This is a genomic window from Plantactinospora sp. DSM 117369, assembly GCF_053764795.1.
This window is the reverse complement of record NZ_CM132446.1, coordinates 1,709,622-1,735,695: the sequence shown is the minus strand read 5'-3', so window position 1 is coordinate 1,735,695 and position 26,074 is coordinate 1,709,622. Positions and strand designations below refer to the sequence as shown.

General features: G+C 72.8%; 23 protein-coding genes. 13 read left to right on the top strand and 10 right to left on the bottom strand.

What is annotated here, in order from left to right:
* Positions 1 to 59: 59 nt before the first annotated feature.
* The 6 genes from mnmA to ACSMXO_RS07820 all read right to left on the bottom strand — a co-directional run bounded on the left by mnmA (position 60) and on the right by ACSMXO_RS07820 (position 5,874).
* Positions 60 to 1,139: a tRNA 2-thiouridine(34) synthase MnmA gene (gene mnmA, locus ACSMXO_RS07845; protein ID WP_455417216.1), complete on the bottom strand. Its 1,080-nt coding sequence runs from the start codon at positions 1,137 to 1,139 to the stop codon at positions 60 to 62.
* Between the two features lie 126 nt (positions 1,140 to 1,265).
* Positions 1,266 to 2,444: a cysteine desulfurase family protein gene (locus ACSMXO_RS07840; protein WP_346256159.1), complete on the bottom strand. Its 1,179-nt coding sequence runs from the start codon at positions 2,442 to 2,444 to the stop codon at positions 1,266 to 1,268.
* Between the two features lie 197 nt (positions 2,445 to 2,641).
* Positions 2,642 to 3,601 (bottom strand): electron transfer flavoprotein subunit alpha/FixB family protein, encoded by a 960-nt coding sequence (locus tag ACSMXO_RS07835; RefSeq protein ID WP_455417215.1) that lies wholly within the window; start codon positions 3,599 to 3,601, stop codon positions 2,642 to 2,644.
* Positions 3,602 to 3,629: 28 nt separating this feature from the next.
* Positions 3,630 to 4,409 (bottom strand): electron transfer flavoprotein subunit beta/FixA family protein, encoded by a 780-nt coding sequence (locus ACSMXO_RS07830; protein ID WP_455417214.1) that lies wholly within the window; start codon positions 4,407 to 4,409, stop codon positions 3,630 to 3,632.
* 239 nt (positions 4,410 to 4,648) lie between these two features.
* Positions 4,649 to 5,056, bottom strand: coding sequence for a hypothetical protein (locus ACSMXO_RS07825; RefSeq protein WP_346256156.1), 408 nt, complete (start codon positions 5,054 to 5,056; stop codon positions 4,649 to 4,651).
* Positions 5,053 to 5,874, bottom strand: coding sequence for a GNAT family N-acetyltransferase (locus tag ACSMXO_RS07820; protein ID WP_455417213.1), 822 nt, complete (start codon positions 5,872 to 5,874; stop codon positions 5,053 to 5,055). The genes ACSMXO_RS07825 and ACSMXO_RS07820 overlap by 4 nt, the downstream gene beginning before the upstream one ends.
* 42 nt (positions 5,875 to 5,916) lie before the next feature.
* Here ACSMXO_RS07820 and ACSMXO_RS07815 point away from each other — a divergent pair, with 42 nt between their 5' ends.
* From ACSMXO_RS07815 to ACSMXO_RS07800, 4 genes are all read left to right on the top strand, one after another.
* Entirely contained in the window at positions 5,917 to 6,309 is a 393-nt protein-coding gene (locus tag ACSMXO_RS07815; RefSeq protein ID WP_346256154.1) for a YidH family protein, read from the top strand.
* Positions 6,306 to 6,635 (top strand): DUF202 domain-containing protein, encoded by a 330-nt coding sequence (locus ACSMXO_RS07810; RefSeq protein ID WP_455417212.1) that lies wholly within the window; start codon positions 6,306 to 6,308, stop codon positions 6,633 to 6,635. Before ACSMXO_RS07815 ends, ACSMXO_RS07810 begins: the two co-directional genes overlap by 4 nt.
* A gap of 27 nt (positions 6,636 to 6,662) precedes the next feature.
* Positions 6,663 to 7,073, top strand: a complete 411-nt coding sequence (locus ACSMXO_RS07805) for a PLD nuclease N-terminal domain-containing protein (RefSeq protein WP_346256152.1) — start codon at positions 6,663 to 6,665, stop codon at positions 7,071 to 7,073.
* Positions 7,074 to 7,160: 87 nt separating this feature from the next.
* The gene (locus ACSMXO_RS07800) at positions 7,161 to 10,478 is read left to right on the top strand and encodes a BTAD domain-containing putative transcriptional regulator (RefSeq protein WP_455417211.1); all 3,318 of its coding nucleotides are present in this window, start codon (positions 7,161 to 7,163) and stop codon (positions 10,476 to 10,478) included.
* A 96-nt stretch (positions 10,479 to 10,574) separates the two neighbouring features.
* Here the strand turns inward: ACSMXO_RS07800 and ACSMXO_RS07795 are convergent, their stop codons facing one another.
* Both ACSMXO_RS07795 and ACSMXO_RS07790 read right to left on the bottom strand, forming a co-directional pair.
* Complete coding sequence (locus tag ACSMXO_RS07795) at positions 10,575 to 11,381, bottom strand: ABC transporter permease (protein WP_455417210.1); 807 nt, start codon at positions 11,379 to 11,381, stop codon at positions 10,575 to 10,577.
* Positions 11,378 to 12,340, bottom strand: coding sequence for an ATP-binding cassette domain-containing protein (locus ACSMXO_RS07790; protein WP_455417209.1), 963 nt, complete (start codon positions 12,338 to 12,340; stop codon positions 11,378 to 11,380). Before ACSMXO_RS07790 ends, ACSMXO_RS07795 begins: the two co-directional genes overlap by 4 nt.
* Positions 12,341 to 12,580: 240 nt before the next feature.
* Here ACSMXO_RS07790 and ACSMXO_RS07785 point away from each other — a divergent pair, with 240 nt between their 5' ends.
* A complete protein-coding gene (locus tag ACSMXO_RS07785) occupies positions 12,581 to 14,536 on the top strand; it encodes a hypothetical protein (RefSeq protein ID WP_455417208.1) in 1,956 nt (651 codons plus the stop codon).
* A 27-nt stretch (positions 14,537 to 14,563) separates the two neighbouring features.
* Here the strand turns inward: ACSMXO_RS07785 and ACSMXO_RS07780 are convergent, their stop codons facing one another.
* Both ACSMXO_RS07780 and ACSMXO_RS07775 read right to left on the bottom strand, forming a co-directional pair.
* On the bottom strand, positions 14,564 to 16,186 hold the full coding sequence (locus ACSMXO_RS07780; protein WP_455417207.1) for an acetolactate synthase: 1,623 nt from the start codon (positions 16,184 to 16,186) through the stop codon (positions 14,564 to 14,566).
* Between the two features lie 110 nt (positions 16,187 to 16,296).
* Positions 16,297 to 17,070 (bottom strand): enoyl-CoA hydratase-related protein, encoded by a 774-nt coding sequence (locus ACSMXO_RS07775; protein ID WP_346256146.1) that lies wholly within the window; start codon positions 17,068 to 17,070, stop codon positions 16,297 to 16,299.
* Between the two features lie 146 nt (positions 17,071 to 17,216).
* On the opposite strand from ACSMXO_RS07775, the gene ACSMXO_RS07770 reads away from it, so the two are divergent.
* The 8 genes from ACSMXO_RS07770 to ACSMXO_RS07735 all read left to right on the top strand — a co-directional run bounded on the left by ACSMXO_RS07770 (position 17,217) and on the right by ACSMXO_RS07735 (position 26,065).
* Complete coding sequence (locus tag ACSMXO_RS07770; protein ID WP_346256145.1) at positions 17,217 to 17,696, top strand: DUF6232 family protein; 480 nt, start codon at positions 17,217 to 17,219, stop codon at positions 17,694 to 17,696.
* Between the two features lie 68 nt (positions 17,697 to 17,764).
* Positions 17,765 to 18,643, top strand: a complete 879-nt coding sequence (locus ACSMXO_RS07765; protein ID WP_346256144.1) for a hypothetical protein — start codon at positions 17,765 to 17,767, stop codon at positions 18,641 to 18,643.
* 190 nt (positions 18,644 to 18,833) lie between these two features.
* On the top strand, positions 18,834 to 20,156 hold the full coding sequence (locus ACSMXO_RS07760; protein WP_455417206.1) for an ABC transporter substrate-binding protein: 1,323 nt from the start codon (positions 18,834 to 18,836) through the stop codon (positions 20,154 to 20,156).
* Between the two features lie 11 nt (positions 20,157 to 20,167).
* Positions 20,168 to 21,130 (top strand): carbohydrate ABC transporter permease, encoded by a 963-nt coding sequence (locus tag ACSMXO_RS07755; RefSeq protein WP_346256142.1) that lies wholly within the window; start codon positions 20,168 to 20,170, stop codon positions 21,128 to 21,130.
* A complete protein-coding gene (locus ACSMXO_RS07750; RefSeq protein ID WP_455417205.1) occupies positions 21,127 to 22,068 on the top strand; it encodes a carbohydrate ABC transporter permease in 942 nt (313 codons plus the stop codon). The genes ACSMXO_RS07755 and ACSMXO_RS07750 overlap by 4 nt, the downstream gene beginning before the upstream one ends.
* A 60-nt stretch (positions 22,069 to 22,128) precedes the next feature.
* Positions 22,129 to 22,611, top strand: a complete 483-nt coding sequence (locus ACSMXO_RS07745; RefSeq protein WP_455417204.1) for a DUF6232 family protein — start codon at positions 22,129 to 22,131, stop codon at positions 22,609 to 22,611.
* A gap of 259 nt (positions 22,612 to 22,870) precedes the next feature.
* Positions 22,871 to 23,449 (top strand): hypothetical protein, encoded by a 579-nt coding sequence (locus tag ACSMXO_RS07740; protein ID WP_455417203.1) that lies wholly within the window; start codon positions 22,871 to 22,873, stop codon positions 23,447 to 23,449.
* Between the two features lie 246 nt (positions 23,450 to 23,695).
* Positions 23,696 to 26,065 (top strand): protein kinase domain-containing protein, encoded by a 2,370-nt coding sequence (locus tag ACSMXO_RS07735; protein WP_455417202.1) that lies wholly within the window; start codon positions 23,696 to 23,698, stop codon positions 26,063 to 26,065.
* The last annotated feature ends 9 nt before the right edge of the window (positions 26,066 to 26,074 follow it).

Sequence of the window (26,074 nt, the reverse complement as noted above, 5' to 3'; positions counted from 1 at the left end):
GCGGGAACGGCCGGGGGCTGCGGACTCCCGGAGTACGCCGGGGACGGGTCGGACCGGGCTCAGGCGGCGGCGCTGATGGTGGCGGAGCCGAGCACGACGTCGCCACCCGGATCGGGCCGGTACGCCACGATCGCCTGCCCCGCCGCCACCCCCCGGACCGGCTCGCGCAGCTCGGCGCGGAGCCCTGCCCCGTCGAGCCGGACAGTGGCCGGCACCACCTGGCCGTGCGCCCGCAACTGCACCTCGCAGTCGAACGCGGCGGTCGGCAGCGGCCCGCCGGTCCAGACCGGACGCTCGCCGGCCACCGTGGACACCTCCAGCGCCTCGGCCGGGCCCACCGTCACGGTGTTGGTCTTCGGGGTGATCGAGAGCACGTACCGGGGCTTCCCGTCCGGGGCCGGCACACCGAGCGACAGCCCCTTGCGCTGCCCCACCGTGTAGGCGTACGCGCCGCTGTGCGCGCCGACCACCGCACCGGTGCGGGCGTCGACGATCTCACCGGGCGCCTCGCCCAGCCTGTCGGCGAGGAACCGCCGGGTGTCGCCGTCGGCGATGAAGCAGATGTCGTGCGAGTCGGGTTTGTCGGCGACCGCCAGGCCACGGCGGGCCGCCTCGGCGCGTACCTGCGCCTTGGTCGAGTCGCCGAGCGGGAAGATCGACCGGTCGAGCTGCTCCCGGGTCAGCACCGCGAGCACGTAGGACTGGTCCTTGGCCAGGTCGACGCTGCGCCGCAGCAGCCCGTCCGGGCCGAGCCGGGCATGGTGCCCGGTGACCACCGCGTCGAAGCCGAGCGCCACCGCCCGGTCCAGTACGGCGGCAAACTTGATCTTCTCGTTGCACCGCAGGCAGGGGTTCGGGGTGCGCCCCGCCGCGTACTCGGCGACGAAGGTCTCCACCACGTCTTCGTGGAACCGGTCGGCCAGGTCCCAGACGTAGAACGGGATGCCGAGCACGTCCGCCGCCCGCCGGGCGTCCCGGGAGTCCTCCAGCGTGCAGCAGCCCCGGGCACCGGTCCGGTACGTCTGCGGATTGCGTGCCAACGCCAGGTGTACGCCGGTGACGTCGTGACCGGCCTCCACCGCCCGCGCGGCGGCGACCGCCGAGTCGACCCCGCCGGACATCGCTGCCAGTACCCTCACCGGTCCACCCCCTCCACCCGACGAGCGTAGCCGGCTCGGCCGACGGACCGTCCCGGCCACCGGGCCGGCCGTCGCCCGGATCACCGGCCGGGATGCCGGCCGAGCCGGGCGGCCTTGACGGCGCGGTCAGCTCCGGGCGGCCTTGACGGCCCCAGCCCGGCGGGCCCGCTCGACCACTCCGGGCAGCGCGGCGACCAGTGCGTCCACGTCCTCGGCGGTCGAGGTGTGCCCGAGCGAGAACCGCAGGGACGACCGGGCCCGGTCGTCGTCGGCACCCATCGCCAGCAGCACGTGCGAGGGCTGGGCCACCCCGGCCGAGCAGGCCGACCCGGTCGAGCAGGCGATCCCCTGCGCGTCCAGCAGCATCAGCAGGGCGTCCCCCTCGCAGCCGGGGAAGGAGAAGTGTGCGTTGCCCGGCAGCCGCTCGACCGGATCGCCGTTGTAGAGCGCCTCCGGCACGGCCTGCCGGACCCGGGCCACCAGGTCGTCGCGGAGCGCGGCGACCCGGGCCGCGTAGTCCTGCTGAGCCTTGACCGCGGCCTCGACCGCGACGGCGAAGGCGACGATCCCGGCGGCGTCCAGGGTGCCGGACCGGACGTCCCGCTCCTGCCCGCCGCCGTGCAGCACCGGCGTGCAGCCGACGTCCCGGCCGAGCAGCAGCGCGCCCACCCCGACCGGTCCGCCGAGCTTGTGCCCGGTGACGGTCAGCGCGGCCGCCCCGCTGGCGGCGAAGTCGACCGGTACCTGGCCGACCGCCTGCACCGCGTCGGTATGGAACGGGATGCCGTACGCGGCGGCCACCTCGGCGAGCGCGGCTATCGGCTGGACGGTGCCCACCTCGTTGTTAGCCCACATCGCGGTGACCAGGGCGACCTCGTCGGCGTGCGCGTCGAGTTCGGCCGCGAGCCGGTCCGGGTCGAGCCGGCCCGCACGGTCGACCGGCAGCCAGCTCGCGGTCGCCCCGTCGCGGGCGGCCAGCCACTCGACCGAGTCCAGCACCGCGTGGTGCTCGACGGCGCTCGCCACCACCCGGGTCCGGCCGGGGGCGCCGGCCCGGCGCGCCCAGAAGATGCCCTTGACCGCGAGGTTGTCGCTCTCGGTACCGCCCCCGGTGAAGACCACCTCGGACGGCCGGGCGCCCAGGACGGCGGCGACCCGCTCGCGGGACTCCTCCACCTTGCGCCGGGCACACCGTCCGGCGGCGTGCAGTGACGACGGGTTGCCGACCTCGCGAGCGGTCGCGACGTATGCCTCCAACGCCTCGTCGAGCATCGGCGTGGTGGCCGCGTGATCAAGGTAAGTCATCAGCATCCAGCCTAGTGCCAGAGTCCGGGCGGCCCACTCGGCCGCCCGGCCGTGCCCGCGGCCCCGGTGCCGGCGCCCGGCGAGCCGATCAACCGCTGGCCAGCGACGGAACCCGGCCGGGTGCCCTGGGGCAGCCCGGCCGGGTATCGCAGGTCACACAGCGGCTGGCGGGCGGTCATCGCCCGGCCGCTCGCCGGCTACCGCCGCTTGCGGATCTCCTCGGCGGCCTGCGGTACGACCTTGAACAGGTCCCCGACCACACCGAAGTCGGCCAACTCGAAGATCGGCGCCTCGGCGTCCTTGTTCACCGCGACGATCGTCTTCGAGGTCTGCATGCCGGCCCGGTGCTGGATCGCGCCGGAGATGCCGAGCGCCACGTAGAGCTGCGGCGAGACGGTCTTGCCGGTCTGGCCCACCTGGAACTGGTGCGGATAGAAGCCGGAGTCGACGGCCGCCCGGGACGCGCCCACCGCACCGCCGAGCAGGTCGGCCAGCTCCTCGACCAGCTTGAAGTTGTCGGCGTTGCCGACGCCGCGCCCGCCGGAGACCACCACCGACGCCTCGGTCAGTTCCGGCCGGCTGCCCTTCTGCTCGGCCACCCGGTCGACCACCCGGGCCAGCCGGTCGGTCTCGCCGAGTACGACGTCGAGCTGCTCGACGGTGGGCGTGGCCGCGGCCGGGCTCGGGGTGACCGAGTTCGGCCGCAGGGTCACCAGCGGCAGGCCCCGGGTCACCTTCGAGGTGACGATGGTCGAGCCGGCGAAGGCGACCTGGGTGGCGGTGCCGTCGGCGGCCAGTCCGACCACGTCGGTGAGTACGCCGTTGTCCAGCTTGACCGCCAGCCGGGCGGCGATCTCCTTGCCCTCCTGGCTGGAGGCGAGCAGCACGGCGGCCGGCTGTACCCGGCGGACCAGCTCGGCCAGCACCGTCGCCTTCGGCGCCACCAGGTAGCCGTCGATCTCCTCGTGCTCGGCCGCGTAGATCTTCTCCGCGCCGTACTCGCCCAGCCTGTCGCCGAGCGCGGCGGCGGCGCCGGGACCGCCGAGCACCACGGCGGCCGGCGTACCCAGCTCGCGGGCGAGGGTGAGCAGTTCGAGCGTGACCTTCTTGACGCCGAACTCGCGGGTGGCCTCGACGACGACGAGAACCTCGGTCATGACTTCTCCTCCTGATTCCCGGTCGCGCTCAGACGAACTTCTCGGCGGCGAGGAACTCGACCAGCCTCGTGCCGCCGGTGCCGTCGTCGGTGACCCGCTCGCCGCCGGACCGCTCCGGGCGGCGGCTGTGCGAGATCACGGTGCTGGTGGCGCCGGCGAAGCCGACCTCGTTGGCCGCGACGCCCAGGTCGGCCAGGGAGAGCGTCTGCACCGGCTTCTTCTTGGCCGCCATGATGCCCTTGAAGGAGGGGTAGCGCGGCTCGTTGATGGTGTCCCAGACCGAGACCACCGCCGGGGTCGCGGCGGCGACCACCTCGTAGCCCTCCTCGGTCTGCCGCTCCACGGTGAGGTTGCCGCCCTGCACGGTCAGCTTGCGGGCGCCGGTCAGCGCGGCGATGCCGAGCCGCTCGGCGAGCATGTGCGGCATCACCTGCACCCGGCCGTCGGTCGACTCGGCGCCGCAGAGCACCAGGTCGGCGCCGAGCTGGCCGAGGGCCGCGGCGAGCACCTTGGAGGTGGCCACGGCGCAGGACCCGTGCAGGGCGTCGTCGAGCACGTGCACGGCCTTGTCCGGGCCCATCGACAGCGCCTTGCGGATCGACTCGGCGGCCTTCTCCGGGCCCATGGTCAGCACGGTCACCTCGCCACCGTGCGCCTCCTTGATCCGCAACGCCTCCTCGATGGCGTACTCGTCCATCTCGTTGATGACGTTGTTTGTCGACCCCCGGTCGACGGTGTTGTCGTCACTGCGCAGGTTGCGGTCCGCGCCCGAGTCGGGCACCTGCTTGACGAGTACGACGATGTTCATCGCGCTTCGACGACCCTCCTGTGAATGGCGATCCCCGCCGACCGTGGCGATCTGCCGGGTTGCTCGGGAGCAGCCTCCCGCCTCCTTAACGATCGGTCAACCGAAGACCGACGGCTCGGCGCGCGAGAAGGTGTGGTGTTACTTACGGCTGATGTTACCCGCAAGTAGCATAGGGCTGCCGGCACCCCGGAGTGACCCGGCTCACCGTCCCCGCACCAGGCCGGGCGACGCCACCCGGCTCAGCCGGCCGCATCCAGCGCCTCCCGGACCGTGGCCAGCACCGCCGCCTCGCTCGGGCTGATCCCGTCGTGTGCCCGGGCCACCTCCTCGGTGGCCCACAACACCGCCGAGCGATAGCTGACCACCTCGTCGGGTGCCTTCGAGCGGAGGATCTCGACCGAGCGGCGCAGCGCGGGCAGCACCGTCGCCGACGCCTCGGCCGGCGACCCGCCGGGCAGCCGGGGCAGGGCGCCGGTGGTGAGCAGTTCCCGGACCAGCCCGGTGGTGCCGGCGAACGCGTTCGACGCGGCCAGACTCTCCTTGATCATGGAAAACGCGCCCGGTTCGGCGCTCGACACCAGGAAGACCGCACCGAACGCGGCCCCCTTCAGGGTCGCCCGCTCCTCCTCGGTCAGCGGCTGCGTCACGGATTCGGAGTGTAGACGTACGGCGTGGTGGTGGTGACCGGGACGAAGCCGAGCCGCTGGAGGATCGGCCGGCTGTCCTCCGAGGCGTCCACCTGCAACAGGCTGAAGCCCCGGGCGTCGGCCAGCCGGGCCCGGTGGGCCAGCAGCGACCGGTAGATGCCCCGGCGGCGCCAGTGCGGCAGGGTCGCCCCGCCCCACAGGGTGGCGAACCGGGTGCCGGAGACGAACCGGATCCAGGCGGCACTGACCAGCTCGTCGTCGGTCTCGGCCACCACGATGGTCAGCGGCGGCTGGTCCAGCTCCGCGCCGGCGGCGAGCTCCCGCTCCAACCCGTCGGCCAGCCAGCTCCCGTCGTCGTCGCCACCCCAGACCCGGGCCTTCAGCCCGGCGATCCGGTCCAGGTCCGCGCGTTCGGTCACCTCGCGCAGGCGTACCCCCGCAGGTGGCACCGGCAGCGTCGCCGCCAGCGACGCGACCGGGCCGATCACCACGGTCTCCCGTTCCTCCGGGACGAAACCGGCGGCCACCAACCGGTCCGGCAGGTCGGCCGGCTGGTCGTGGCCGTGCAGCTTCCACTCGACCGGCTGGCCCAGCCCGGCGAAGTGGTCCCGCTGCCGCGCGATCAGCTCGTCCAGCGCCGCCCCGGTCAGCCCACCCAGGTCCTGGTAGGTCAGGAAGCCGCCCCGGTCCAGGCCCTCGATCCGCAACAGCGGACCGTCCCGGTCCACCGTGACACCCGGGGGCACCGGCTCCGGCGGGCGCGCCCGCAACTGGTTGTCGTAGGCCGTCCGCAGCAGGTCGGCGTCGAGGTCTGTCACCCGCCCAGGCTACGGGCGATGTCCACCCGATAATCTCCGAACGTGTACCAGGCGATCCGGCGGTGGTTCGACCCGCGCGAACTGCGGGAGGTCGGCGAGACGCCGGACTACCGATTCTCGCTCGCCAACGAGCGCACCTTCCTCGCCTGGCTGCGTACCGGCCTGGCGCTGATCGCCGGTGGGCTCGCCGTGGCGCAGTTCCTGCCCCCGATGCCGGTCCCGTACCTGCGCGAGGCACTCGCCGTGGCCCTGCTGCTGCTCGGCGGCGCGGTGGCGGTACGGGCGGTCGACCACTGGGCGCGTACCGAGCGGGCCATCCGGCTCGGCCACGAGCTTCCCGCCTCGCGGTTTCCCGCCGTACTCGCCCTGCTGGTCGGGCTCGGTGGCGTACTGCTCGTGGTGGCGGTGCTGGTGCAGGCAGCCCGTAACCCGTGAGCCCGGAACAGTCGGAGCCGGAGCACCGGGGGCCGGGGCGGGACGTCGGGCTGGCCGCCGAGCGGACCCGGTTGGCGTGGCGGCGCACCGTGCTCACGGTCGGGGTGGTGGCGGTGCTCACCGCCCGGCTCGCCGTGTCGAACGGAACGGTCGGGGCGCTGGTCGCCGTCCTGGCCGGGCTGGGCTGGCTCGGCGTACTGGCGGTGACCTTTCCGCGGTCGTCCGGCCGGCGCGGCCGCCCCGGCCGGACGCTGCCGGTGATCGCGCTGGCCACCGTCGGTTTCGCCGGACTCGGCCTGCTGCTGGTGCTGGCGTCGGTGCACTGAGGCGACCGGGTGCGTCATCATGGCCAGATGGTCCGCCTCTACGCGCTCCTCGCCATCGGACAGCTCATCCTGGCCGTCGTCGCTCTGATCAGCTGCCTGTCGGCCGAGGACGACGAGATCCGCGCGCTCCCCCGGTTCGCCTGGGTCCTGATCATCCTGTTCTTCCCGCTGGTCGGCTCGATCGCCTGGTTCGTCGCCGGCCGTCCGGTCAGCCCCGAACGGCCGGCTGCCGGTGGCCGTCCGGCCGGCGGCCCTGACCGCCGGCCACCGCTGGCCCCCGACGACGACCCGGAGTTCCTCCGTTCCCTGGACGAGGAGCGGTCGAAGCGCGACCGCGAACTGCTCGACAGCTGGGAGCGGGATCTCCGGCGCCGGGAGGAGGAACTGCGGCGCCGGGACAGCGAGCCGCCCCGGGAAGAGGACAAGCCAGACGTCTGACCGGCGCCGCGTCCCGCTCGGGCGTACCCGGAGCACCGGGTCGACATTGCGGGCTGCCCGGTGACCGTGCCAGGCACAATCGAGCCCGTGCAGATCGCCATGCTCGGGCCGCTGGAGGTCACGGCCGACACCGGGGCGCCGGTGCCGGTCAGCGGTGCACGGCTGCGCCGGTTGCTGATCCTGCTCGCGCTCGACGCCGACCGGGTCGTCGACACCGGCCGGCTGATCGACGGGCTGTGGGAGGACGAACCACCGGCGGGTGCGGCGAACGCGTTGCAGGCGCTGGTCTCCCGGCTCCGGCGTACCGTGCCGGACGCCCCGATCGAGTCGCATCCGACCGGCTACCGGCTGGCCATCGAACCGGCCGCGGTGGACGTACGCCGGTTCGAACGGTTGGTCGGCACCGGCCGGGCCCTGCTCGGCTCGGACCCGCCCGGTGCCGCCGAGGTCTTCGCCGACGCGCTCTGCCTCTGGCGCGGCCCCGCGCTGGCCGACGTGGCGCACGCCGGATTCGCCCGGGGACCGGCGGCCCGCCTCGACGAGCTGCGGCTGACCGCCGTCGAGGGGCGGATCGACGCCCGGCTCGCCTCCGGCGAGGCTGCCGTGCTGGTACCGGAGCTGCGTGCCCTGGCCGAGGCGCACCCGCTCCGCGAGCGCTTCACCGGGCAGCTCGTCCGGGCGCTGGCGGCCACCGGGCGGTCCGCCGAGGCGCTGGCCGCGTACGCCCGGCTGCGGCGCACCCTGGCCGAGACCCTCGGCACCGAGCCGGCCCCCGAACTCGCCGCGCTGCACCTCGAACTGCTCCGGGAGGCCGCGCCCGTCCCGCCGGCCCCCGCGCCCGAATCGGGCAGCACCTCCGGCGACGCGCCGGTCGACAACCTGCCCACCCCGTTGACCAGCTTCGTCGGCCGGCAGCCGGAGATCAGCCGGGTCACCGAGCTGCTCTCCGGATCCCGGCTGGTCACCCTCACCGGTCCGGGCGGTGCCGGCAAGACCAGGCTGGCCGTCGAGGCGGCGCGTACGCTGTCCGGCCGCGCCTGTGACGCCCTGTGGCTGGTCGAACTCGCCCCGGTGACGGACGGCGCCGAGGTGCCGCAGACCATCCTCCAGGTGCTCGGGCTGCGCGAGCAGGGCCTGCTGGCCGCTCGCAACCGCGTCCCCGACGCAGGGGCGACCGACCCGATCGCCCGGCTCGCCGGAGCCATCGGATCCCGGCGGATGCTGCTCCTGCTCGACAACTGCGAACACGTCATCGAGGCCGCCGCCACCCTCGCCGACCGGCTGCTCGGCGCCTGCCCGGAACTGCGGGTCCTGGCCACCAGCCGGGAGCCGCTCGGCATCACCGGCGAGACGCTCTGCCCGGTCGACTCGCTGCCGCTGCCGCCCCCGCACGCCGACCCGGTGACGGCGATGGCGTACCCGTCGGTCCGACTGCTCGCCGACCGGGCCGGCGCGGTACGCCCCGACTTCACCGTGCACGACGACACCGTCGCCGCGGTGGTCCGGATCTGCCGGTCGCTGGACGGCATGCCGCTCGCCATCGAGCTGGCCGCGGCCCGGCTGCGCAGCATGACCGCGGCCCAGGTCGCCGCCCGTCTCGACGACCGGTTCCGGCTGCTCACCGGCGGCAGCCGAACGGCGCTGCCCCGGCACCAGACCCTGCGTGCGGTGTTCGACTGGAGCTGGGACCTGCTCGACGACGCCGAACGGGCGCTCTGGCGCCGGCTGGCGGTGTTCAGCGGCGGGGCCACCCTGGACGCCGTCGAGCGGATCTGCGCACTGGACGGCGGCGGACCGGAGGGCGGTGCCGGGCCGGCGGGCGGTGCCGGGCCGGCGGGCGGTGCCGGGCCGGCGGGCGGTGCCGGGCCGGCGGGCGTACTCGACCGGGCCGGGGTGCTCGACCGGCTCTCCGCACTCGTCGACAAGTCGCTCGTGGTGGTCACCGGGAACGGCGAGCCGCGCTACCGGATGCTGGAGACCATCCGGGAATACGGGCTGCGCCGGCTGGCCGAGGCCGGCGAGGCGGACCGGGTCCGGCGGGCGCACGCCGAGGACTTCCTCGCGGTCGCCCGGGTCGCCGACGCCGAACTGCGCCGCGCGGACCAGCTTCGCTGGCTCGGCTGGCTGACCGCCGAGCACGACAACCTGCATGCCGCGCTGCGCTGGGCGATCGGTACCGGATCCGCCGCGACGGCGGTGGGACTCGTCGCGGCCCTCGGCTGGTACTGGTGGATGCGGGGTATGCGGGTCGAGGGCGTCGAACTGGCCGTCGCGGCGATGGCCCTGCCCGGGATCGACCGGCTGCCACCGGCGGAGGTCGCCATCGCCGAGTTGCTGACCGGGATGAACCTGCTCGCGGCCGAGGGCGAGTTCGCCAAGGGCGGGCAGTGGCTGGCCCGGGCGGCCCGGACCGCCGAGGGGCAGGAGCCGGTCCACCCGCTGCTGCGTCTGATCAAACCGATATCGGTGATGTTCGAGTCCTATCTGACCGAGCCGGCGCTCGACGTGCTGGCCACGCGATTCGACGATCCCGACCCGTGGGTCCGGGCGACCGCCCGGATGTCCCACGCGCACGCGCAACTCAACAGCGGCGGGTCCAGCGACGCCGCCGAGGCCAACATGACCGCCGCACTCGAGGGTTTCCGGTCGATCGGCGAACGGTGGGGCACCGGGTACTCCCTCTCGGCCCTCGCGGAACTGGCCAGCCGGCGGGGTGAGCACGGCCGGGCCGCCGGGTTGCAGGTCGAGGCGATCGAGCTGATCCGCCTGGTCGGCGCCGCCGAGGACCTGCCGGTGATGCAGGTCCGGCTGGCCCACGAGCTGTGGCAGCTCGGCGAGCACGACCGGGCACTCGACCTCGTGATCGACGCCGACCGGCAGGCGTTGCGGATCGGCTCGGACGAGTGCCGGGCGGCGGTCGCCCACGAGTACGCCGAGATCCTGCGCGTCCAGGGCGACCTCGTCGGCGCCCGGCAGCGGCTCGACCAGGCCACCGGGCTGACCACGGATCGGCGGATGGCTCCGCAGTGGCGGGCGATGCTCGCCTCCTCGCACGGCGCGGTGACCGCCGCGCTCGGTGACCTGTCCGGCGCCCGGCAGCACCACGACCGGGCACTCGGCTTCGCGCTGGAGTTCTACGACGCCCCGGTGCTCGGCGCGGTACTGGCGGGCTTCGCCGACCTGGCGCTCCGGCTCGGCCGGCCGGTCGGGGCGGCCCGGCTGCTCGGGGCGGCGGCCGGGGTCCGGGGTGGACCGGACCACTCGCTGCTGGACGGCGCCCGGGTCGAGACGGCCGTCCGGGACGCGCTCGGCGAGGCGGCCTTCGCCGAGGCGTTCGGCCAGGGCGGGCAGGCCGCCGGCTCGCCGGCCGCACTGCCCGCACTGGTCCAGGGAACCGTCGGCTGACCCGGGACACCACACCTGCCGTCCCGCACCCCGGCCGCCGCACCCCACCGGGTGCGGGATCTCCCGGGGCACCGCGCCCCGGAAGACAGGACCCGCTCACACCCGCCGCATCACCGCCCGGACGGCCAGCGGGGCGAAGACCACCGCGATACCGAGCCCCCAGAGCAGCGAGGTCACGATCGGCCCCGACTCCGGTCCGGAGACCAGCAGCCCGCGCAGCGCGTCGGCCAGCGTGGAGACCGGGTTGACCTTCACCCAGGCCTGGAGCCAGCCGGGCATGCTCTCGGTCGGCACGAAGATGTTGCTGGTGAAGGTGAGCGGGAAGATCACCATGAAGCCGAAGATCTGCACCTTCTCCGGCTCGTTCACCAGCACACCGACCAGCACGGAGATCCAGGCGGCGGCCAGCGAGAAGGCGAGCAGCAGCGCGAACGCGCCGAGTACGCCGAGCGGGCCGGTACCGATCCGGAAGCCGAGCAGCACGCCGATGCCGAGCAGCAGCGCGATCGACCACGCCTGCTTGACCGTGTCGGCGAGGATCCGCCCGGCCAGTGGCGCCCAGCGGGCGATCGGTAGCGAGCGGAGCCGGTCGAAGACTCCCTTGGTCAGGTCGGTGTTCAGCCCGAACCCGGTGGTCATGGTGGCGAAGAGCGCGTTCTGCACCATGATTCCGGGCAGCATGAACCGCAGGTAGTCGGTGGGGCTGTCGGCGATCGCGCCACCGAAGACGTACGTGAAGAGCAGCACGAACATCAGCGGCTGGATGCTGAGGTCGAGCAGCTCCATCGGGTTGTGCTTGATCTGGACCAGGCTCCGCCAGGCCAGGGTCATGGTGTGCCGGAACCCGACCACCGGGCCGACCCGCCGGGTGGGCACCGGCGCCGGTGCGCTGATCGTCGTCATGCCGGCACCTCCGCCAGTTCGGTCCCGTCCTCGGCCCGGTGACCGGTCAGCGACAGGAAGACCTCGTCCAGGCTCGCGCCCCGCAGCGCGAGTTCGGCGATGGTGACCTCGGCGTCGTCGAGCCGGCGTACCACCGCGGGCAGCATCTCGCCGCCGCTGACCGGCACCGTCACGGTCTGCTGGTTCAGCTCCGGATCGGCACCGGTCACCTCCCGCAGCACGCCGACCACCACGGCCAGGTCACCGGGGTCGGCCGGCCGGACCACCAGCGCCTGCCCGCCGACCTTCGTCTTCAGCTCCTCCGAGGTGCCCTGGGCGATCACCCGGCCGTGGTCGATCACCGCGATCTCGTCGGCGAGCTGGTCCGCCTCCTCCAGGTACTGCGTGGTGAGCAGCACGGTCACCCCCGAACCGACGAGGTCCCGGACGATGCCCCAGAGTTCGGTACGGCTGCGCGGGTCCAGCCCGGTGGTCGGCTCGTCCAGGAAGAGCACCCGGGGCCGGCCGACCAGGCTCGCCGCCAGGTCCAACCGCCGCCGCATGCCTCCGGAGTACGTCTTCGCCGCCCGGTCCGCCGCGTCGGAGAGGTGGAACTCGGCGAGTAGTTGCCGGGCCCGGGAACGGGCATCGCCCCGGGACATCCCGAGCAGCCGGCCGATCAGCAGCAGGTTCTCGGTACCGGTCAGCGTCTCGTCGACCGAGGCGTACTGGCCGGTGAGGCCGATCACCTGCCGCACCTGGTGCGCCTGGCGGAGTACGTCGTACCCGCCGACCGTGGCGGTGCCGGCGTCCGGCCGGAGCAGGGTGGCGAGGACCCGTACCGCAGTCGTCTTACCGGCCCCGTTCGGGCCGAGCAGGCCGAAGACGGTGCCGGCCCGTACCCCCAGATCCACGCCGGCCAGGGCGGTGGTCTCGCCGAAGCGTCTGACCAACCCCTCGGCCCGGATGGCGTAACTCATGAACTGTCTCCCGTCGGTATTCGTCGTGCCCCCACCATGACCAACGGGACTGAGCCGGGGCTGACACCGGCCGCTCGGCGCTGACAACTGGCTGACACGCACGGTCGGACCCCGGCCGGTGCGGAGTCCGCCGTTCCAGGGACTCTCGGCCGACGCCGGCCGTAGCATGGCCCAGATCGGTGCCCACCACCCCTCGCACCGCTGGTCGGCGCGGCCGCGCCCGGGCGAAGGACGATAGGCATGGCACACGGGGTGGTGACCGGGCCGGCAGGGCCGGCGGACGGGTCGGCGGAGTCCGACGACCGCCGCCCCCACCGGCCGGGGTGGCTCGGGGGTTCGCCGGCGAGGCTCGGCGGGCTGACCTTCGGGCTGACCCAGGCGGTACTGCTGTTCTGGTGGGCCGCCCGCTATCCGGGACTGTTCAGCCCGGACTCGCTCGACCACGTCTGGCAGGCCACCACCGGCAACTGGAACACCCACCACCCGGTCAGCTACACCGGTCTGGTCTGGCTGTCGGTGCGGCTCACCGGCGGAATCGGCTGGCTGACCCTGGTGCAGACCACCGCCCTGGCAGCCGGCCTGGCGTACGCGGTCACCGGCCTGCGCCGGATCGGCGGCCCGGCCTGGGCCTGGACCACCGCCGCGGTGGTGGTCGTGGCGCTGCCTCCGGTCGGCACCTTCACGGTCTGCGTCTGGAAGGACGTGCCGTTCGTCGTCTGCCACGTCTTCCTGCTCGGCACGGTGGCCCGGATGCTCGCCGCACGCCGGCCGGACGCCACCGGTGCGCAGGACCGGGCGGGCGATGTTGGTCCGGATGGTGGCCGGCCGAGCCGGGGGAACGCCGGTACGGTCGTCCGGCACGCCGCACCGGCGCCGCGAGCGGCCGGACGTCCGGCCGGAAACACCCGGCGGATGCCCTGGGAACTGCTCGGCGCCCTCGCCGCCGAGCTGACCCTGAGCTGCCTGTTCCGGCAGAACGGCTTCGTGGTGGCGGCGATCGTCACCGTGCTGCTCGCCCTGCTGCTGCGCGGTACCGCGCTCCGGATCCTGCTCGCCGGGGTGGTGGCCGCCACGGTCGCGCTGCTGACCAACTGGGCCCTGCTGCCCGCCCTCGGGGTACGGGACAGCGAGTCCATCGTGGCCTACGAGGCGTTCCTCGCCGACCTCGCGATCGGGTACGCCGAGCGGCCGGCCGACTTCCCCGCCGCCGACCTGGCCCTGCTGACCAAGGTGGCGCCCCTGTCGCACTGGCGGCAGTCGGCGGACTGTTACACCGTCGACTCGACCGTCTACCACCCCGACTTCGACCGCTCTGCCGCGGCGGCACACCACGAGGACCTGCTGTCAGCCTGGTGGCGGCTGGTACGCCGATCGCCGGAGACGGTGCTCGCCGCGAGGATCTGCCGGGGCTCGATCGCCTGGCGGCCCACTCCGGCGGGCGGGTTGCGGGCCAACCCGACCGCCTGGGCGCTGCCGACCTATCTGGAGCGGGATCCGAGGTTCCAGCGGCCGGAGGTGCTGGCCGTCGCGTACAGCCGGCCGCTGGCCGAGCCGGTCAGCGACGTGGCGGACGAACTCTCCAGCCGGGTCGGCCAGCCCGAGTGGCTGCTGTGGCGCGGCGCGACCTGGGCCTACCTGGCGTACCTGACGGTTGGGCTGCTGGCCTGGCGCCGGCGGGACCGGGCAGTGCTGGCACTGGCCACGCTGAGCCTCGGCAACCAGCTCTCGGTACTGGCTGTCAACAACGCCCAGGCCGCCCGATACATGGCCGCACCGTTCGTGCTCGGGGTACTGCTGCTGCCGCTGCTCGCGGCCCGCCATCCGGACCGGGCCGGTCCGGGCGCGCGGGCGGCGAACCGGGCCTGGTGGACCGGGGCGTCGGCCGGCGCGGGTGGGGAGCCGCCGCTACGGGTCACCGACCTGACCGTGGTCGGAGAACCGGGCATCGCCGGCCCGGCCGACCCGCTCGACCCGGATCACCGGCTCGGCCCGGCATCTCGGGTCGACCCGGCGGACCAGCTCGCCCGGGTGGACCAGCTCGGCCCGGCAGACCGGTTCCACCCGTCCGACCAGCTCGAACCGGACCGGCGGCCCGACTGGACCGACCAGGTCGACGCGGCGGACGAGCCCGGGTTCCGGCCACCGCCGATCGGCCCGGCCGAGTGGTGGACCGACTCCGCCGACCGGTACCGCTGACCGCCGCGCCGAGCGCGGGTGGACGGATCAGGCGAGGTTGGACGAGCGGGGATAGGCGTCGGCCGGGTCGGTCAGCACGTTGACCAGGTACGGCACCTGAGCGTCGAACGCCCGCTCCAGCGCCGGTCCCAGGTCGGCCGCCTTCGCCACCGTCTCGCCGGCACCGCCGAGCGCGCTCACCACCTGGTCGTAGCGCAACTCGGGCTGGAGGTCGGCGGCGACGTCGTAGCCGTACATGCCGCGCATCGGGTGCTTCTCCAGGCCCCAGATGCCGTTGTTGCCGACCACGATCACCACCGGCAGCTTCTGCCGGACCAGCGACTCGACGTCCATCAGCGAGAATCCGGCCGCGCCGTCGCCCATCAGTACGCAGATCTGCCGGTCCGGGTAGCTCACCCGGGCCCCCATCGCGTAGCCCATGCCGGTGCCGAGGCAGCCGTACGGGCCCGGGTCGAGCCAGGTGCCGGGCTGGGCGGGCTCCAGGTAGCGCCCGGCGTACGAGACGAAGTCGCCGCCGTCGCCGATGGTGACCGCGTCCGGGGCGAGCACCCGCCGCAGTTCGCCGTAGACCCGGGCCGGCTTGATCGGATCGGTCTCGGCCGCCATCGCCGCGGCGTCCTTGGCCCGGGCCGCCTCCTCGGCGGTACGCAGACCGTCGATCCACGACTCGTGGTCGGCCCGGTCACCGGAGTACTCGGCGAAGGCGGTCAGGATCAGCCGCAGGTCGCCGGCGGGGCTGACGGCCGGCTCGACGTGCTGGGCCCGCTGGCTCGGCGCGTCCACCACGTGCACCACCCGGGCGTCGCCGAAGTCGCCGAAGCCGAGCCGGAAGTCGAGCGGGGTGCCGACCACCACGACCAGGTCGGCGCCGCCGAGCGCCACCCGGCGGGCCTTGGCGAAGCTGAGCGGGTGACCGGGCGGCAGGGCCCCGCGGCCCATCCCGTTGGTGAAGACGGGTACCCGGAGCGCCTCGGCGGCGGCCCGCAGCGCCTCGACGGCGTCCCCGGCGTAGACGTCGGAGCCGGCGATGATCATCGGGCGCTCGGCTGCGGCGATCAGCCGGACGGCCTTCGCCACCTCGTCCGGATCCGGCTCGACGGGCGTGATCACCGGCTCGGCCGGCGGCTCGGCGTCACCGGTGGAGAAGATCACCTCCAGCGGCAGGTCCAGGAAGACCGGGCCCCGGTGCGGGGTCAGCGCCGCGGTCAGCGCCCCGGCGACCGCCCCCGGTACGTCGTCGGTCGACCAGACCGTGCCCGCGTGCTTGGTGACCGGTGCGACCAGCGGGACGTGGTCGATCTCCTGGAGGCTGCCCGAACCCCAGCGGAAGGCCGGGGCGCGACCGCCGAGCACCAGCACCGGGGAGGCGTTGAAGAACGCGCTGGTCAGCCCGGAGATCCCGTTGGTGACGCCGGGACCGGCGGTGAGTACGGCCAGCCCCGGCCGGCGCTGCAACTTGGCCACCGCCTCGGCGGCGAAGACCGCCGACTGCTCGTGCCGGACGTCGTAGATCGGAAAGTCGGTACGGTGCGCCGCGTCGTACAGCGGGAAGACGTGGCCACCGGAGAGGGTGAACATCTCCCGCACGCCGTACGCCCGCAGGGCCGCCAGGGCCAGGTCGCCGCCGTGTCCTTCGATCCGTTCCGTCATCGCCGCTCCTGTCGTCCGCCGTGCCTGCCGCTCGTCGCGCCGGGGTTCCTGCGAGGTTACCGGCCGGTCGGAAATAACGTGAACGACACTCACCTATCCCGGGAAGGTGATCACCGGCCGGTGAAGTCGGGGCGGCGCTTCTCGACGAAGGCGGCCATCCCCTCCCGGCGGTCGTCGGTGGCGAAGAGTGCGGCGAAGAGCTGGCTCTCCCAGGCCAGCCCGGAGGCGAGATCCATCTCCAGCCCGCCGTCCACGGCCAGCTTCGCCGCCCGCAGGGCCTGGGCCGGACCGGTCAGGTACGGCCGGACCAGCGCCACCGCCTCGGCGTACACCGACTCGGCCGGGACCACCCGGTCGGCGAGGCCGATCCGGAGCGCCTCGGCGGCGTCGACCATCCGGCCGGACATGATCAGATCCTTGGCCCGGGCCGGGCCGACCAGCCGGGCCAGCCGCTGGGTGCCGCCCGCGCCGGGGATGATGCCGAGCTTGATCTCCGGCTGACCGAGCTTCGCGTCCTCGGCGACCACCCGCCAGTCACAGGCCAGTGCCAGTTCGCAGCCGCCGCCGAGGGCGTACCCGGTGATCGCCGCGACCACCGGCTTCGGGATCCGGGCGAGCGCGCCGAGCGCGCTGGACAGGTCGGCGGCCCGCTCGGCCATGTCGACGTACGACATGTCGGCCATCTCCTTGATGTCCGCGCCGGCCGCGAAGACCCTCTCCCCGCCGTACACGATGACCGCGCGGATGTCCGGGTCGGCGGAGACCACTGTGGCGGCGGCGCGCAACTCCTCCTGAACCTGGGTGTTCAACGCGTTCATCGGCGGCCGGTCCAGCCGGATCGTGCCGATACCCTCGTTGGTCTCCACCCGGACGAAGTCGCCCACAGCCCACCTCCACGTCGAAGTCGCGAGGCTCACCCTAACGGGCGTTCTGCCGGCCGTGGCAGCTCGGTGGGGATTCGGGGCGGCCCCTGCGGGGTACCGTTTCCAGATACGCTGAGCACGTCGGACTCACCCCGAGCGGAACGGCGATGACCACGTACTACGACGACCGTACGATCCGGATCACCTCGGAGGCGATCCGCGTCGACGGTCGGGCCTATCCCCTGGCCGAGGTCGCCCGGGTCTGGCACGTCCGGGGCGCCCGCTCCTGGGGCACCCTCGCCGGCCGGGGCGCGCTGCTGGCCGGGCTCGCCGGCCCGCTGGTCGCCGCCGCCGTCGGCATCCTGATCGCGGTACGCCTGCACACCTCGCTCACCGCGACCATCGCGATCGTCGGCGCCTCCATACTCGTCGGGCTCGCCGCCGCACCGGTCGCCGACTATCTGCTGGAGCACGTCGACCGCAGCTACGCCCGGGGCGCGCACCGGCTGGAGATCTGGGCGCAGTGGCGCGGGGTGCCGGTCCGGGTGCTCAGCACCGCTGACGCGCTGCGGTTCGGCCAGGTCTACCGGGCCCTGGAGCGGGCCGTCGAGCAGGCCGCAGCCGTCACTCCCAGCCGCAACCGCTGACCGGCGGAAGCGCCGCGACACCCGTGCCATCACGCCGGGTGTCGTACCCCTCTCGTAACGTACCCGCCATGCCGAGTGCGGAGCACGAGTCCCCGGTCGCCCTGGCCAAGCTCGACCCGAGCCTGGTGGCCTGGTTGCTGAGGCACGTGTTCGACGTGAAGGTTCCCGACTACCACCACGCCCGTCCGCACGCCACAGACGTACGGGTGCTGGTCCCGCGCACCTACCACGCGGACAGCATGCTGCTCTTCTGCGACCCGACCGACCAGCCGCTGCTCGCGGTCGTACTGGAGATCCAGCGCGGCTGGGACTCCACGAAGCGACGCACCTGGAAGCTCTACGTGGCCCAACTCGAAGCCGAGTTGGACGTCGACGCCGCGCTGCTGGTCTACTGCCCCGACCTGCGGACCGCCCGCCGCTACCGCGGCCTCTTCGAGTTCGACGGATTGAGCCTGGCACTGCGGCCGTTGATCTTCACACCCAGCGATGTCCCGCTGGTCGTGGACGTGGACCTGGCCCGGACCAACCCGGCACTGGCCGTGCTCTCGGCCATCTGCCACGGCCACGACGCCCAGGTGGAAGCCACCTTCCCGGCGCTGATGGCAGCGCTTCGCTCAGTCAATCCGAAGACCGCGATCTTGTATTATGACGTTGTACTGGCCGGGCTGCCGGCGGCGACCCGGACTCGTTGGGAGGCTTTCATGACCACCACTGCGAGGTACGAGTACCACAGCGAGTTGTTCCGGGAACTCGCCGCCAAACACGAGGAGCAGGGTGAGGCCCGGGGCGAGGCCCGGGCGATCCTGACCGTGCTCGACGGGCGAGGCGTGGCCGTACCCGACGAGGCCCGCGAGCAGATCCTCGCCTGCACCGACCTGGCCCAGCTCGACACCTGGCTGCGCCGCGCCGTCAACGCCACCACCGTCGACGACGTCCTCGGCGCATAGGCCATCGCCAGCGGGCGACGACGACTCACCGGTGGCGATCGTGGGCCGCACCCCGGTTGATCCGGCATCCATTGATCTAAGTTCTTGACCCTCTTCCGCCTACCCTCCTACTGTTGCCAGCAGGTTTCGTGCGCGGATCGGCTGCTGCGCGGCGGTGTCGATCCGTCCCGCAGCGGCGCGAGGAGACACGATGGCGACATTCCCGTCCGGCCCGTCCGTTCCGCCCGCAGCTTCCCGCTCCGCGCCCCACACGCTCGCCCGGCGCCGCCTGCTCGGCGGTGCCGCGTACGCGGCCGGCGCGCTGGCCCTGCCGGCAGGGCTGGCGGCCTGTGAGAAGCCGACCGAGGGCGGCAGCGGCGGCGGCACGGTGACCCTCGGCTCCAACTACTCCGACGAGGTGCCGAAGAAGGCGCTCGCCGAGGTGCTCGCCGGCTCCGGGCTCGACGTGAAGATCAACACCGTCGACCACAACACCTTCCAGGAGAACATCACCCGCTATCTCCAGGCGACCCCGGACGACGTCTTCAGCTGGTTCTCCGGGTTCCGGATGCAGTACTTCGCCGCCCAGGGGCTGGCCACCGACATCTCCGACATCTGGCAGTCGATCGGCGGCGACTTCTCCGCCGCGATGAAACAGGCGTCCACCGGCACCGACGGCAAGCAGTACTTCGTGCCGTTCTACTACTACCCGTGGGCGATGTTCTACCGGAAGAGCGTGTTCCAGGAGAAGGGCTACCAGGTCCCGAAGACCTGGGACGATCTCAAGGCGCTGGCCGCGAGGATGCGCTCGGACGGGCTGATCCCGATCGCCATGGCCGACAAGGACGGCTGGCCCGCGATGGGCACCTTCGACTACATCAACATGCGCAGCAACGGGTACGACTTCCACGTCAACCTGATGGCCGGCAAGGAGTCCTGGGAGGACAGCCGGGTCAAGCAGGTCTTCACGCTCTGGCGGGAGCTGCTGCCGTACTGCCAGCCGGGGGCGAACGGGCGGACCTGGCAGGAGGCGGCGCAGTCGCTGGGCCAGAAGCAGACCGGGATGTACCTGCTCGGCATGTTCGTCGGCCAGCAGTTCCAGGGTGAGGTCGCGGCCGACCTGGACTTCTTCCCGTTCCCGCAGATCGTCGAGGCGCACGGGCAGGACGCGGTCGAGGCGCCGATCGACGGCTTCATGATCTCCAGCAAGGTGAAGAACGTCGACGGGGCGAAGGAGCTGCTCCGCTATCTGGCCAGCGCCAAGGCGCAGAACGCGTACCTCAAGAGCGACCCGAACAACGTCGCCACGCACAACGGCGCCGACACCAGCGGGTACAGCGCGTTGCAGCGCAAGGCGGTCGAGCTGGTCGGCGGGGCGAAGCAGATCTCCCAGTTCCTCGACCGGGACACCCGGCCGGACTTCGCCTCCACCGTGATGATCCCCTCGTTGCAGAGCTTCCTGAACAAGCCGGACGACATCGACGGGCTGTGTAGGCGGATCGAGTCGCAGAAGAAGACCATCTTCGCCTCCTGAAGGCGGTGGCGGTGACACCGACTCCGACGGCACCGCCGGTCGAGGCTGGGCGGGCGGGGGACGTACCCCGGTCACCGGCCCGGCGTCGACGGCGCCGGATCGGCCGGTTCACCCCGCGCGACATCGCGGTGATCGGGCTGCTGCTCGGCCTGCCGCTGCTGCTCGACCTGGCGCTGATCTGGGGCCCGGCGCTCGCCTCGATCGGGCTGTCGTTCACCTCCTGGGACGGGCTGGGCGAGATCCGGCCGGTCGGGCTGGAGAACTACGTCAACATCGTCAGCAACTATCCGCCGTTCTGGCCGGCGGTCCGGCACAACCTGCTCTGGCTCGCCTTCCTCGGCCTGGTCGCCACCCCGTTCGGGCTGTTCCTGGCGGTGCTGCTGGACCGGGAGATGCGGTTCACCCGCTTCTACCAGACCGCCTTCTACCTGCCGGTGGTGCTCTCCCTGGCGGTGGTCGGCTTCCTCGCCCAGCTCATCTTCTCCCGCGACTACGGGGCGGCGAACGCGCTCCTGGGCCGGACCGACAACCCGGTCGACTGGCTCGGCGACCCGTCGATCAACCTATGGTCGGTACTGCTGCTGGTCGGCTGGCGACACGTCGGGTACGTCATGCTGCTCTACCTGGCCGGACTGAAAGCCGTCGACCCGGCCCTGAAGGAGGCCGCCGCGATCGACGGGGCGAACGAGGCGCAGACCTTCTTCCGGGTGGTCTTCCCGACGCTGCGCCCGGTCAACGTGATCGTGCTGGTGATCACCGTGATCGAGGCGCTGCGCGCGTTCGACGTCGTCTACGCGATCAACCGGGGGCGCAATGGTCTGGAACTGCTCTCGGTGCTGGTCACCGACAACATCGTCGGGGAGGCCAGCCGGATCGGGTACGGCTCGGCGATCGCGGTGATCCTGCTGCTCATCTCCACCGGCTTCATCGCGGTCTACCTGGTGCAGGTCTTCCGGCGGGAGGACGAGGCGTGAGCAGCGACGGGGTCCGGGTGCGGGAGCGGGTCGCTACGGGACGCCGGACGGCGGTGGCCGGCGGCCCGCGCCGGAGGCGGCCGGTGAGCCCGTGGCGGGTGGTGGTCCGGGTCTTCCTCTGGGCGATGGCGCTGGGCTGGCTGGTGCCGCTGCTGCTGCCGCTCTACGCCTCGCTGCGGCCGTATGCCGAAACCGCCGCCGAGGGCTATTTCTCGCTGCCGAAGACGCTCAACTTCGACTACTACGTGCAGGCGTGGCAGGGCGGCAACCTGCCCCGGCACTTCCTGAACACCCTGCTGGTGGCCGTACCGGCGGTGCTGTTGACGCTCTTCTTCGCCTCGTTCGTGGCGTTCCTGATCTCGCGACGCCGGCTGCCCGGCGGCAAACTGCTGTTGATCCTCTTCACCGCCGGCAACCTGCTGCCCCAGCAGGTGGTGCTGACCCCGCTCTACCTGATGTACACCAAACTCCCGCTGCCGTGGTGGATGAGCTGGCCCTCGGAGCTGGTCTACGACTCGTACTGGGGGATCATCGCGATCCACGTGGCCTTCCAGACCGGATTCTGCGTCTTCGTGCTGAGCAACTACATGGACACCATCCCGCGCGAGCTGATCGAGGCGGCCACGGTGGACGGTGCCGGGGTCTGGCGGCAGTACTGGCGAGTGGTGCTGCCGCTGGTCCGGCCGGCGCTCGGCGCGCTCGGCACCCTCGAATTCGCCTGGATCTACAACGACTTCCTCTGGGCGGTGGTGCTGATGTCCACCGGCGACAAGTTGCCGGTGACCAGCGCGCTGAACAACCTGCGGTCGGTCTACTTCACCGACTACAACCTGCTGGCGGCCGGGTCGATCCTGGTCGCGCTGCCGACGCTGATCGTCTTCTTCGTGCTGCAACGGCAGTTCGTCGCCGGGCTGACCCTCGGCGCCAACAAGGGCTGACCCGAATCCGACCGAGCGGGGCGGTGGCGCTCACACCGGCCGCCACGCTTAGCTGGAACGGTGACGCTCTATTACCGGGACGACACGGTACGGGTTACCTCCGAGACCATCCACGTGAACGGGCGCACCGTGCCGGTCGCCGAGGTGTCGTACGTCTGGCATGCCAGAGGCCGGGGTACGGCCCGGACCCGGGGGCGGCTCGCCGGCCGGGGCGTACTCATCTTCCTGCTGTCGATCCCGCCGCTGGTGGTGATGGTCTGCGTGCTGTCGCTGGCGTACTCGGCCCAGGACCGGGGCGAGTGGCAGCTCGCCGCGATCGTGCTGGCGGTCTGTGTCGTCGGCGCGCTGGCCCTGTTCCCGTTCCTGGAGGTGCCGCTGTACTGGCTCGACCGGTCGTACGAACGCGGCGCGAAGGTGCAGGAGTTGTGGGTGCAGTACCGGGGTGAGGAGGCCCTGCTGCTGCGCAGTTCGGACGCGCTGCGGTTCGGCCAGATCTACCGGGCGATCCAGCGCGCCATCGAACAGCACAGCGGCGACCACTGACCCGAAGCCAGGGCTGAGCACCGCTCGCGCCGGCCTCGTTCGGTGCGAGAACGACAGACCGGGAAATTGCGCTCCCGAATCACTCACCCGCGGATATGACTCCAGGTCGGTCAACGCCATCGATGCCCCCAGATACCAGGGCAAATCGAGGTGGACAACGTCGCCGGGCCTCGTGGGCACGCGGCCCGGCTCGGGAGGGGTCCCCGGGAGTCCGGGTTAGAAACGGGTGGACAACCGAGCCCAGCATCAGGAGCCGATGATGAGTGTCTCTACCGACGCCACCGGCGTGGCCCGCAGGATCTCGTGGCAGACCGGATGCGCGCTGCTCGCCGTACTGCTCTCGACGGGCTGCGGCGCACGGCGCGACAGCGGCGTAGCGGAGAACCCGACCAGTAGCCCGTCCAGTACCGCCGCATCTCCGGTCGCCACCGCCTCGCCAACCCCCAGCCCCGCTCCCGACGCCACCACCCCAGCTCCGATCCGGGTCCGCGCCGCCGCCGACGGCCGGCGCTACGCGGCCTGCGCGGACGGCACCTGCGAGGTGGCCGTGACCAAACCGGTCCGGATCAGGGTGGACGGCGGCACCTTCTCGGTGACCAAGGTGAAGCGGGACGTCCAGCTCGACTTCAAGCTGACAATGCCGACCGGTGCCGGCGGATCCGGCACGTTGAAGAGCTGCGGCGTGATGAAGTTCTATCTCGGCGGCGGCGGAGGCGTGGTCACCTGCGGCGCCGACGGCGTACCGGAGCGACCGGAACGGGAACCCGGAGCGTTGTTGGTGCAGCTGGCCGGCTGGACCTCCGACGGTGCCGGCGTACTGCGCCTGGTGTCGGGTTAGGCCGGGCGGGGGCCGTACCCGGCAACGGGGGGCGGGCGGAGCTTCCTGCCGACCGATCGGGCCCGGCCGTCGCGGCCGGGCCCGGGCCCGTGCCCGCCTGGCGGGGTCGGGTGCGCCGGACGGGCTGCCGATGGTCGGGGCGGACTGACTACAGTCGGACGGTAGACGGCCCGGTCGATAAGACGGTTTTCCGTGATCGTGTCGACGGCCGCACCGCACCGCGTCACGGCACCGGGAGGGCAGGAGTTGAAGCCGCTACTGCCGTCCGACCCGGACCGTGTCGGCCCGTACCATCTGGTGGCCCGGCTGGGCGCGGGCGGAATGGGCGTGGTCTACCTCGGACACTCACCCGGTGGCCGGGCGGTCGCGGTCAAGGTCGTCCGGGAACGGTTCCACAGCGACTTCGAGTTTCGGGCCCGGTTCCGGCGCGAGGTGGCCGCCGCCCGCACGGTGACCGGCGCGTTCACCGCGTCGGTGCTGGACGCCGACCCGGAGGCCGCCGCGCCGTGGCTGGTCACCGCCTACCTGCCGGGTCTGTCGCTCCGGGAGGCGGTACGGGCCGAGGGACACCTGCCACCGTTGGCGGTACGCCTGCTGGCCGCCGGCCTGGCCGAGGCGCTCGCCGACATCCACCGGGTCGGCCTGACACACCGCGACCTGAAGCCTGGCAACGTCATGCTGACCGCCGACGGCCCGCGGGTGATCGACTTCGGCATCGCCCGACCGGAGGACGCCACCGCGATCACCCAGGTCGGCTCCATCATCGGCACCCCGGGGTTCATGTCACCGGAGCAGGTCGCCGGTGGCGTGACCGCGCCGCCGAGCGACATCTTCTCGCTCGGCGCGGTGCTGGCGTACGCGGCGACCGGTCGGGAACCGTTCGGGTCCGACGCGACCGTGGCCACGCTGTACCGGGTACAGACAGCCCAGGCGGATCTGGACGGTATCCCGGATCCCTGGCTGTCGGACCTGATCACGACCTGTCTGCGGGTGGTACCCGGGGAACGGCCGTCGGCCGCGCAGTTGTTGCACCGGCTCGGCGCGATGGCGAGGGCGGTGGCGGGTACCGGATGGTTGCCCGCGTCGCTCGCCGAGGAGATAGACCGGCGCACCGCCCAGGCCCGCCACCTGTCCCGGCCGCCGACGGCCGGAGCCACCGCCTCCGCGCCGAACGCGGCGGCGACGCCGGCTCCCCCGCGGGGAAACCCCCTCGCAGCCGGCCAGAACGCCCCGGCACCGGACGAGAGCCACCCCGGCCCGGCCGGGAATCCCGCGGCTGAGAACACCCGGGACCCGGACGAGCACACGTGGGAGCCCGGCGCGCACACCCGGGACCCGGGCCAGGGCACCCGGGAGCCGGGCTCGGCAGATCCGGGCGCGGAGGTTCCGGGTGCGGCAGTTCCGGTGGAAGCGGCGGTCCCGGGTGCCGAGGTCGGGTGGCCGGCGGCCGGGGCGGCGGGGCCGGTGCAGCTCCGCACCCCTGCCGGCAATCGACGGCTGGACCGCCGGTACCTGCTCGGCGGTGCCGTCGGCGCGCTCGCTGTCGCCACCGGCGCCGGGTTCCTGATCCGCGGGCGAGGTTCGGACCGAGCCGCCCCGACCGGTACGCCCGCCCCGTCCAGCGCACCGCCGACCCCGACCGCCGCCCCACCGACGGCGGTACCCAGATGGAGGGCGAAGGTGAGCGCCTACTACCCGGAGTTGTTCACCGCCGGTGGCGTGGTGCTGGCGAAGACCCAGGAGCAGGAGTTGTACGCGCTGAACGCGCGGACCGGCCGGACCCGCTGGAAGCATCCCGCGACGCTGACCGGCACGGTCGCCGGCGGCCTGGTGCTGGTTGCGCAGAGCAGCAACCCTCGACTTACCTCCGTCGACCCGGTCTCCGGCACCACTCGGTGGAGCTACCGGGTGCGGTTTGGCGAGTTTCCACTCTGGCCGGTGGTCGCCGGATCGGTGCTGTGCTGCGGTCGCGATCCGGTCAGGGCGCTGGGGGTACGGGACGGTCGGGAGCGTTGGGCGGCGCGGATCGGCGAGGTCAACAACCTCGCCGCGGGCGACGGAGTCGTCGTCGCGGCGAAAGACACCGAACTGATCGCCTTGAACGCCAAGACCGGGCGGACCCGGTGGCGGTGCCCGATGGACTACGCGTTCTACCTGCTGGTCGGCGAGGGACTGGTCTTCGCGATCGACCGCAACCGCGCCCTGCACGCGGTACGCGTCGACACCGGGACGACCGCCTGGCGGATAGCGACATTCGGCGGCAGTTCACCACCGCAACTGGACGGCGGCACGCTCTACGCCACCGGGGGTCGCGGCGAGGTCTTCGCACTGAACGCCGCCACCGGTGAGCCGCGCTGGTCCCGGAGCCTGGATGCCGACAGCGCGGTACGGCTCTCCGGTGACACGCTCTACGCGGCGAGCACCGACCGGACGCTGTACGCACTGGACACGGCCGACGGCCGGCTGCGCTGGACGTACGAGGCGAGCATCGTCCAGCCGCCGATGCTGGCCAACAGCGGACTGGCGGGTATGTCCGGGCTGGTGTTCGTCGGCACCAGAGAGGGGTACGTGGAAGCCCTGACCCCGCCGACCGGAGTCGCCGGTGCGACCGCTTGAGCAGCACGA